Origin of the sequence: Candidatus Contendobacter odensis Run_B_J11 (assembly GCF_000531125.1) — a bacterium.
GTDB lineage: Bacteria > Pseudomonadota > Gammaproteobacteria > Competibacterales > Competibacteraceae > Contendibacter > Contendibacter odensensis.
Genome location: NZ_CBTK010000077.1, coordinates 38,076 through 46,888 on the forward strand (window position 1 = coordinate 38,076; position 8,813 = coordinate 46,888).

The following is an 8,813-nucleotide window of genomic DNA, read 5'->3' on the forward strand; positions in this document are numbered from 1 at the left end:
CGTCAGGCCGGATCCGCCACTGCGGCAAATTCCGTGAACAGGCGCAGCGTTTCAGCGGCTTCCTCCGGGTCCAAACGGTTGAGGGCATAACCGACATGGACGATGACGTATTCGCCGACGGTGAGATCGTCCACTAACGCGGTGGAAATCAGTTTGCGTACACCACCGGTATCCACTACGGCGTGTTCAGCATCAACAACTTCAATGACTTGGGCGGGAATAGCGAGGCACATGAGCAATGGCTCTCCAGAAAGACGGCGTGTGATGGTGAAAGGAGGCGCGGACATGGTGCCCGCACCGCGCTCCCCTAAGCTTAGATCACTGGTGTTCTGTTCACGAGCCGGAAGCCCGTGCCATGTTTCCGCAACTCAAATAGGATTGCCATATATATGGGGTTGACACTGATTCTGTCTTTCACTCATTAAAGTGCGGTTCCATTGCAAAAGGGGGTGACCTGGCAAAATTCAGTTTGAGTTAAGGTTCACGCAGTATAAACATTCCTTAAAAGTTAAGGAATCCGAGTATGATTATAATTAACTAATTGACTTAAAACAACTTTTAATTAAAACAAAGTTTTTTGAGGTTCCCAAAAATGAATGATGTAGATCCAGCTATGGACTCTGAGGATTTATTAACCCATGTCCATCGCTGTGTGATATTGGGCATCGGCAATCCATTGATGGGAGATGATGGAGTGGGCATCCATGTGATACGCGACTTGCTGGCCAAGCCTGCTGCTCTCGCGTTCACGGGGGGAACTATCGAAATCCTGGATGGAGGAACCTTGGGCTATCTGCTCATTGATCGTCTGGCCGGAACGGATGCGTTGATCGTGGTGGATGCGGCCAACATCGGGAAAAGTGCCGGTGAGGTTCAGCTCTTTTTGAACAAGGAAATGGATGGGTTCCTCAGCCAGAATCAGACCTCGAGCGTACACGAAGTGGGCTTGGTGGATTTGGTGCAGATGATGACCTTGATGGGGCAAATGCCCCGGCACCGAGCGCTGGTAGGAATCCAGCCCTCGATAATCGACTGGGAAACCGAATTATCGCCTTCGTTGGCTCAAAGTGTGGCTAAAGCGAGCGATAAAATTATTCATATAGTATCGAAATGGTACGGAGTGAGTACGCAATGCCCCATTTAAGCGACATTCCAGTTTGTGTTGATCTTAACGACAACAAAGAGAGCAATCTTGCCATTGCTAAAACGGTTCTGAACGAGATTAGGGCATTGATCGCGCAACTGATTAATTCAGGGAAGACCGGCGCGATAGATTTGAGACAACGGCCACGGATGCGGGCGGAAACCTATCAATATCTCAAGGATGCGTTGTCTTCGGGCGAGGTGACCGCCGTAGTTGATGCTGCGGTAAAAGTCGAGGTTAGGGAAACGCGATATCCCGGCGTGTGGTGGTTGACTCACCTTAACGAGCAGGGGGCTATCGTTACCGAAATCATCGAAATCACCGAAATCCCGGAAATTCTGAAGCCTCATATTGCCGACATGCGTGCTGGTTTGAAACGGTTTGACCAAATTTTGGCAGACTTTACATCGCATGAAGAATCGCCGACGACGTTGAACTAGACTCATATTGATCTAGGATTGATGTAGCTGAACCATCCTGGAGCCGAGTAAGCAACCACGAGGAGTTACGGTAATGAATAAAGATCTGGATCTGCCCGAAAGATCGAAGGCCCCGGTGAATTTGGCCGAGGACACCATTCTCGACGAAGCCACCGTGAGCCGATTACTCGAACTCGGCATCAGCCGGCGGGGTTTTTTGTCGTTCTGCACCGGCATGGCGTCGCTGATGGTTTTGCCGCAAGCCATGATACCGAAGCTGGCAGCAGCGGCGACCGCTCCGACAAAACCATCGGTCGTCTACATGTCGTTTCAGGAATGCACCGGCTGTCTGGAGTCGCTGGTGAACTCGTTCGCCTTTCGGGGCGGCACCACCATTGACAATCTGATTCTCAACATGATTTCGCTGGATTATCAGGAAACCCTGATGGCAGCGGCCGGTTATCAGGCGGAAGATTTGCTCAAGACCGTCACCAGCAAGCCAGGTTATGTGCTGGTGGTGGACGGATCGATTCCTGCCAAATGGGATAGCGGTTATTTCGTTAGCGGGGGTAGAAGCGGGGTCGCCCGATTCCGCGATGCGGCAAAAAATGCAGGCTTAATTATCGCGGTGGGGACTTGCGCGAGTTTCGGTGGGCTACCCAAAGCTGATCCTAACCCGACCGGCGCTGTTTCGATCAGCGAGTTAATGGCGAGTCTTGGCATCAGGAAGCCTTTGATTAACGTACCCGGATGCCCGCCAATTCCAGAGGTGATTACCGGCGTCATCCTGTATTACCTGGCCAGCGGAATGCCAAGTCTGGATAGTCTCTACCGACCCACGATGTTCTATGAGAAAACGGTTCACGATGAATGTTATCGCGAAGAGTCTTTCGAGGATGGGCCTTTTGCCCTGACTTTTGACGATGCCAATGCCCGAAAAGGCGGATGCCTGTTTAAGCTGGGTTGTAAAGGTCCGGCCACTCATAACGCCTGTTCGACGATTAAGTGGAACCAGGGCACCAGTTTTCCGATGATGTCAGGACATGGCTGTATCGGTTGCGCGGAGCCGGACTTCTGGGATCGCATTAACTTGAATGGCAAAAAGGGCTTTTACGTTCAATTAGCTCATGGTGGCGACGATGATTGAGTGGGTTTCGGCCAAATTGATTCCGTGATTTGTACTGCGCACACCTGCAAAAATAGAAGGCTAGGAGAACGAAAATGGCTACACCGAATGTCATCATCGATCCCGTGACTCGTATTGAGGGTCACTTGCGGATACAGGCTTACGCCATACCCGACGGCAAGGGAGGGGGCACGATTAAAGATCCCGGCCTCAGTGCAAGTACGATGGTGCGGGGAGTCGAGCAAATCCTCAAAGGCCGCGATCCGCGAGACGCCTGGGCGTTTACCCAACGGATTTGCGGGGTATGCACCGTGGTGCATGGGTTGACCTCAGTACGCGCCGTGGAAAACGCTATCGGCATCAAAGTATCGAAAAATGCCGACTACATCCGTAACATGATGATCGGCGCTCAATATGTTCACGATCACGTTATGCACTTCTACCATCTCCATGCCTTGGATTGGGTGGATGTGGTGAGTGCCCTGAAAGCTATTCCCGCTAACACCGCCAGTTTGTCCGCAAAAAATAATCCTAACTACAAGCCTAATAATGGCAAGCTTCCCGATGCCATTTATTTCCAGAATGTTCTGGACCGGTTGAATGGCTTGGTAAACCGGGGGCAACTCGGTTTATTCGCCAATGGCTATTGGGGTCATTCCGCTTACAAGCTAAGCCCGGAAGAGAACCTGTTACTGGTTTCCCATTACCTGGAAGCACTCGGCTGGGCGCGGGAAGTGGTAAAGCTTCATACGATCTTTGGCGGCAAAGACCCGCACCCTAATCTGGTAGTCGGTGGCATGCCCTGTACCCTGAGCAGCAACACCGGTCCTGTCAGTGAGGATAAAGGTGGAACTTCGCTCAACACCGCAGGGTTAGCGATTATCAAGAAGTCGGTTGATACGATGAAAACCTTTGTTGACCAGGTTTATCTCCCCGACGTGGTTTTGGTGGCGACAAAATACAAGGAGTGGGCGGATTACGGCGCAACCGAAGGAAACTTTCTGTGTTTTGGTGAGTTCCCGGATCCAGCACTCGTTAAAAAAGAGTTTGTGGATGGCGCTATTGATTATCCAGCCGGTTATGTATTTCCACCTGGGGTTATTTGGGCGAATAATCTCAATGGGTTGTTTCCCTTCGACGAGTCCAAGGTGACTGAGAATGTCGCTCATGCCTGGTATAGCGGTTCGGATGCTGGCGCACACCCTTCAGTGGGTTCGACGGTACTCAACTACACCGGGCCGGCTCCCGATAGCGCGAGCTACATGCTCGATGAATCAAAGCGGTATTCCTGGATCAAGTCGCCGCGCTACAACGGTCAACCGATGGAAGTCGGGCCTCTGGCCCATATCCTGATGATGCATGCGCGGAACACGTTGGATACCGACAAACAAGTACGCACCGGCGTCGCGCAATACTGGACTGGCGCGTTGAAACTTGGTTTCGATCAGCTCAATTCAACTCTGGGCCGAATCTTCTGCCGTATGCTGGAAACCAAGATCATCGCCGACCAAATGGCGAACTGGTATCAACGCTATGAAGCCAACAAGGCGGGCGCTTATTGGAATCCCAACACCTTTACCCGCCTGACGCAGCCCAAATCGTGGCCCAAGAGCGTCGGATTCGGTTTCACCGAGGCACCGCGGGGCGCGCTTGGACACTGGGTAAAAATAAATCCCACCACCTACATGATCGATAACTATCAGTGTATCGTTGCCAGCCAATGGAATGCCGGTCCCCGCGATGCCAAAGGCATCGAAGGTCCCTACGAACATGCGTTAGTCGGTCATGTCCTGGCCGATGTCAAAAAACCGCTGGAAGTCCTGCGCACGATCCATAGTTTCGATCCCTGCATCGGCTGCGCCGTCCATATCGTGGATTCAGAAGGCCAGCCCCTGGTTCAAGTAGAGGTCAACCACAGCTACAGGTCATTGTCATGAAAACGAGAACACTGCTTTTATCCGGCGTCGCCGGTATCGGATTCCTGTTTGCCAATAGCGTTTCCGCACACACTTTTGGCGCTCATGGTGCCGGATTTGGCGAGGGACTGGCGCATCCCCTCCTGGGAATTGACCATCTGTTAGCCATGATCGCGGTGGGTTTCTGGGCCGCGCAACTGGGCGGAAAAGCCTTGTGGCAGGTGCCTCTGGCGTTTGTCGCGATGATGGCCGGCGGCGCCTTAATTGCGAACATCGGGATTGACGCTTCGCTGGTCGAAGCCATGATTGCAGCCTCAGTGATATTTCTGGGGCTGATGATTGCGGGTTCGATCAAGTTGCCCCCCTCAGTGAGCGTGATCGTGGTATCGGCATTTGCGCTGTTTCATGGTTATGCGCATGGACTGGAAATGCCGCAGGCGGGCGCTCCACTGGCTTACGGGGCCGGATTCGTGCTGGCGACCGGGTGCCTGCATCTGATTGGCGTCGGGCTGGGCATATCCGCGAGCCGGATGCGGATTCTGACGCGGGTTGGCGGGGCAGCTATCGCCGCGACCGGCCTTTATCTCCTCGTCGGCGCATAAACCTTTGTCCACTGACCTTGGGATACTCCGATCATGTGCCTTGCTATTCCGATGCAGATCACTCACATCAACGGTTTTGATGCCCGCTGTTCGGCCAAAGGCGCTGGGCGCGATGTCAGCCTCTTCATGTTGCAGGACGAGCCGGTCGGAGTGGGAGACTGGGTGCTGATCAACGCCGGTTACGCCCTGCAAAAAATCAGTGCTGAGGAGGCGCGGGAGTCCTGGGAGCTATTCGATCAGATACTGGCCGGGGATGCAGTGAGTGCATGAACTCTCGCTCTGCCAGAATTTAATCGATCAGCTCACCGACCTGACCAACACCCATCATGCGGTCGCCGTGGCGCGGGTTGAGGTCCAGGTCGGGGTACTTTCCGGGGTTGAGGCGCAACTGCTGCAAAGCGCCTTTACCTTAGCCAGAGCCGGAACCGTCGCCGATGCGGCGGAACTGATCACCGAGGTGACGACACCCCGAGTGTCCTGCCGCTGGTGCGGTGCCGAATCCGACACCCCGCCCAATAACCTATGTTGCCTCGCCTGCGATAGCTTCGATACCCAACTGATCCGTGGGCATGAACTGATCCTCGCGCGGGTTGAACTGGTCAAAAATGAGCCGTTAACCCTGTAGTTCGTCAACCCAATAAAGACCGATTGATATGTGCAATACCTGTGGATGTAACCTTAGCGACGGTAATCGTCACCTGCTCAGTCCTCCCCTGAATCGCGGGGCATCGGGTTCCACCCCGGAGAAGATTCTGAACGGCCTGCTGGAACACAATGACCGCCAGGCCCGGATCAATCGGGCCCGGCTTGATGCGCAGGGCGTCCTGACCATCAACCTGATGTCTTCGCCCGGTTCCGGCAAAACGTCGCTGTTGGAGGCGACCATCCGTGTCCTGGAGGGCAGGCTTCGGATCGGCGTCATCGAGGGCGATCTGGAGACTGAGAACGACGCCGACCGAATCCGCGCCCTGGGAGTTCCCGCCCACCAGATCACCACCGGTACCGCCTGTCATCTGGACGCGCACCTGATTCATGGCGCCCTCGATCAGCTCGATCTGGCGCAGCTCGATATTCTGTTTATCGAGAATGTCGGTAATCTGGTGTGTCCTGCCAGTTTCGATCTGGGTCATCACCGCAACGTGATCCTGCTGTCGGTGACCGAGGGCGACGACAAGCCTGCCAAATACCCGGTCATGTTCCGGGCCGCCGATCTCATGCTGATCAGCAAGACCGACCTCTTGCCTTATCTGCCTGAATTCTCGCCGGATCGAGCCGAGCGGTGTTTGCGCCATCTGGCTTCGATGGTGCCCACGCTGCATCTGTCCGCCCGATCCGGAGCCGGCGTGGCCGACTGGATCGAATGGCTGGCAGCGGAACGGGACGGTTACTGCGAGTTGTTGAACAGGCACCAGACCTTGACGCCACGGGTCGAATCCGAGGGCCGCAAATTGCACGCTCCAAGTCCCCGCATCACCTTCAGGCCGCTTGCCTCGACGAGCTGATACCCATTCCAACTCGATGCCGGAAAATTTACCGGAGGAAATCGTGCAGCGTAGACAGCAGGCGGGACCTTAAGAATCTCGATAGGAGTGTGGGCGTGGCTGGGAATAAGCAGCGTTAACTGCTACTGCGCGCCAACCGCGCTCGGGCGGCGGCTAACTCCGTTTCCAACACCTCAATCTGCTGCGCCACTGCGGTTTGTTGCCCTTGGCGCACCCAGTCCAGCCAAGCGCCCATCCCTTCGCCGGTGCGAGCCGACAGTTGCAGAATTTGGAGATCGGGATTGACCCGCCGGGCGTATTCTAGACAGCGGGCCACATCGAACTCCACATAAGGCAGCAAATCGATTTTATTGAGCAGCATCAACCGGGCAGCGGCGAACATGTTGGCGTATTTCAGCGGTTTGTCCTCACCCTCGGTTACCGACAAAATCACCACCTTGCAGGCTTCGCCCAAATCAAAATCAGCGGGACAGACCAAGTTACCGACATTTTCGATAAACAAGGTTCCGCCTTCGGGTAATGGCAATTGCTCCAGGGCGTGACCGATACTGTGAGCATCAAGGTGGCAACCTTTACCGGTGTTGATTTGTAGCGCGGGCGCTCCGGCGGCACGGATGCGCTCGGCATCGTGGGCGGTTTGCTGATCGCCGCCGATCACCGCCACTGGAAATTCATCACGCAACACCTGAACTGTGCGGCTAAGCAGCGTGGTTTTGCCAGAACCGGGGCTGGAGACCAAATTCAATGCAAACACACTCCGCGCCGCAAACAGTCGCCGGTTGCCCGCCGCGTATCCATCGTTTTTCGCCAGAATATCCTGCTCAATCGCGACCAGGCGACTCTCGGTCATGGGGCTGTGGGAAAGTACATCAGCGCCATGCCCGTGAGTGTGATCATGATCATGACTGTGATCGTGAGAGTGATCATGGGCGTGATGATCGGCGTTAATGCTAATTTCACCGTTACCGCAACCGCATACGCTGCACATTTACTCAACCTCCAGTTCTTTAATTCGCATTTCCGTACCGCTCAGCAGTCGCCATTGATAACCGCCGCAGAGTGGACAGGGATCAAAATGCTGTTGTACCGCCACGGTTTGCGCGCAATCCAGACAATGGGCGCGCCCCGGCAAAGTAATGATCTCCAATTCCGCTGTTGCCGCAATGGTATCGCAGCGGATCGCTGCAAAGGCGAAGCGCAAGGACTCCGGTTCGACATTAGCCAGTTCGCCGATTTCCAGCCACACCCGCAGCACCCGTTTGAATCCGCGCTGATGGACTTGGGTGGTAATGGTTTCGATGATGCCTTCACAGAGCGAAAGTTCATGCATGGCGGCGATTCGAGGGGTTTAGCGGGGCACTTTCCCCCACATACAACATGAGCAGCAATTCCCGGTCTCTTGAAAAGTCTTTTACAATCAATGTATTATAAAAGCTTCCTATTGGTCTTACTTTAAGCTTTTGAAACCAAAATCATCCGGTATTGTTCTGTCATGAAGAAATCACCTTCTCGTCTTGTTCAAATAAAAAATCGCATTGACAATCTCCCGCAAATCCTTTTCTCTAGGGCGTCCGGTGGTATAAGGCTCCACTTCTTCAAAAACAGGTTCTAGGAGCTGCCATTCTTCATCAGTGAGATCACTGGGATACCTTTTGGCAGGGACTTCTTTTGGCCATGGCATACATCACCTCGAATAAAATGGTTACGCTTAAAATAATTTTTTTATTTCCGCCCCACTTTCACCCCTTATTTTTGCAAAAAACATACTAAAATTCAATGTCTTAGTTTTTAGACAATCTCTTAGTGTCTCATCAATAAGACTTTCGGCGGATTGCTCATCAATAATAGATTGATTTTCATCGCTATTAACCCCACCACGAGCCGGCGCAGCGGGTCACCATCCGTCTTTGAGAGACCTTCTCCACAAGACCCCTCGAAGAACCATAATTTTAAGATGTTTAATCGCCTGCCAATCAACACCATTAGCAATAGAGCGATCAATAATTCCTCGTACCGCTTCATAGCCCATTCCCTCTTTAATACGGACATCCCAAACCGTACTATTGACACAGGCTAACAACACCTGTTTCTCAAACGCTCGGGT

Annotated in this window: 12 protein-coding genes and 1 pseudogene; 8 read left to right on the top strand and 5 right to left on the bottom strand. The window is 53.5% G+C overall.

The window, feature by feature from the left end; all coding sequences use genetic code 11:
- Positions 1-2: 2 nt before the first annotated feature.
- Positions 3-233: a HypC/HybG/HupF family hydrogenase formation chaperone gene (locus BN874_RS06550; protein WP_034431616.1), complete on the bottom strand. Its 231-nt coding sequence runs from the start codon at positions 231-233 to the stop codon at positions 3-5.
- Positions 234-592: 359 nt separating this feature from the next.
- Between BN874_RS06550 and BN874_RS06555 the strand changes: the two genes are divergently transcribed.
- The 8 genes from BN874_RS06555 (at position 593) to hypB (BN874_RS06590) (ending at position 6,709) form a co-directional block, all read left to right on the top strand.
- The gene (locus tag BN874_RS06555; protein ID WP_051497511.1) at positions 593-1,144 is read left to right on the top strand and encodes a hydrogenase maturation protease; all 552 of its coding nucleotides are present in this window, start codon (positions 593-595) and stop codon (positions 1,142-1,144) included.
- Positions 1,132-1,584, top strand: a complete 453-nt coding sequence (locus BN874_RS06560; RefSeq protein WP_034431617.1) for a hydrogenase expression/formation C-terminal domain-containing protein — start codon at positions 1,132-1,134, stop codon at positions 1,582-1,584. The genes BN874_RS06555 and BN874_RS06560 overlap by 13 nt, the downstream gene beginning before the upstream one ends.
- 73 nt (positions 1,585-1,657) lie before the next feature.
- Positions 1,658-2,710, top strand: a complete 1,053-nt coding sequence (locus BN874_RS06565) for a hydrogenase small subunit (protein ID WP_081756196.1) — start codon at positions 1,658-1,660, stop codon at positions 2,708-2,710.
- 74 nt (positions 2,711-2,784) lie between these two features.
- Complete coding sequence (locus BN874_RS06570) at positions 2,785-4,626, top strand: nickel-dependent hydrogenase large subunit (RefSeq protein WP_034431618.1); 1,842 nt, start codon at positions 2,785-2,787, stop codon at positions 4,624-4,626.
- Positions 4,623-5,207, top strand: coding sequence for a HupE/UreJ family protein (locus BN874_RS06575; protein WP_034431620.1), 585 nt, complete (start codon positions 4,623-4,625; stop codon positions 5,205-5,207). The genes BN874_RS06570 and BN874_RS06575 overlap by 4 nt, the downstream gene beginning before the upstream one ends.
- Positions 5,208-5,240: 33 nt before the next feature.
- A complete protein-coding gene (locus BN874_RS06580; protein WP_034431621.1) occupies positions 5,241-5,477 on the top strand; it encodes a HypC/HybG/HupF family hydrogenase formation chaperone in 237 nt (78 codons plus the stop codon).
- Positions 5,470-5,832 (top strand): hydrogenase maturation nickel metallochaperone HypA/HybF, encoded by a 363-nt coding sequence (locus BN874_RS06585; protein WP_034431622.1) that lies wholly within the window; start codon positions 5,470-5,472, stop codon positions 5,830-5,832. The genes BN874_RS06580 and BN874_RS06585 overlap by 8 nt, the downstream gene beginning before the upstream one ends.
- Before the next feature lie 28 nt (positions 5,833-5,860).
- Positions 5,861-6,709 carry a hydrogenase nickel incorporation protein HypB gene (gene hypB / locus BN874_RS06590; protein WP_034431623.1) on the top strand — a complete coding sequence of 283 codons (849 nt, stop codon included), beginning with the start codon at positions 5,861-5,863 and terminating at the stop codon, positions 6,707-6,709.
- A gap of 115 nt (positions 6,710-6,824) precedes the next feature.
- Here the strand turns inward: hypB (BN874_RS06590) and hypB (BN874_RS06595) are convergent, their stop codons facing one another.
- The 4 genes and pseudogenes from hypB (BN874_RS06595) to BN874_RS25430 all read right to left on the bottom strand — a co-directional run.
- Positions 6,825-7,697, bottom strand: coding sequence for a hydrogenase nickel incorporation protein HypB (hypB, locus tag BN874_RS06595; RefSeq protein WP_034431624.1), 873 nt, complete (start codon positions 7,695-7,697; stop codon positions 6,825-6,827).
- Positions 7,698-8,039 carry a hydrogenase maturation nickel metallochaperone HypA gene (gene hypA, locus BN874_RS06600; RefSeq protein ID WP_034431625.1) on the bottom strand — a complete coding sequence of 114 codons (342 nt, stop codon included), beginning with the start codon at positions 8,037-8,039 and terminating at the stop codon, positions 7,698-7,700. It abuts the gene before it with no gap.
- Positions 8,040-8,210: 171 nt separating this feature from the next.
- On the bottom strand, positions 8,211-8,390 hold the full coding sequence (locus tag BN874_RS23365) for an IS5 family transposase (RefSeq protein ID WP_081756197.1): 180 nt from the start codon (positions 8,388-8,390) through the stop codon (positions 8,211-8,213).
- Positions 8,391-8,603: 213 nt separating this feature from the next.
- A pseudogene (locus BN874_RS25430) lies at positions 8,604-8,813 on the bottom strand (ISL3 family transposase); the annotation flags it as partial.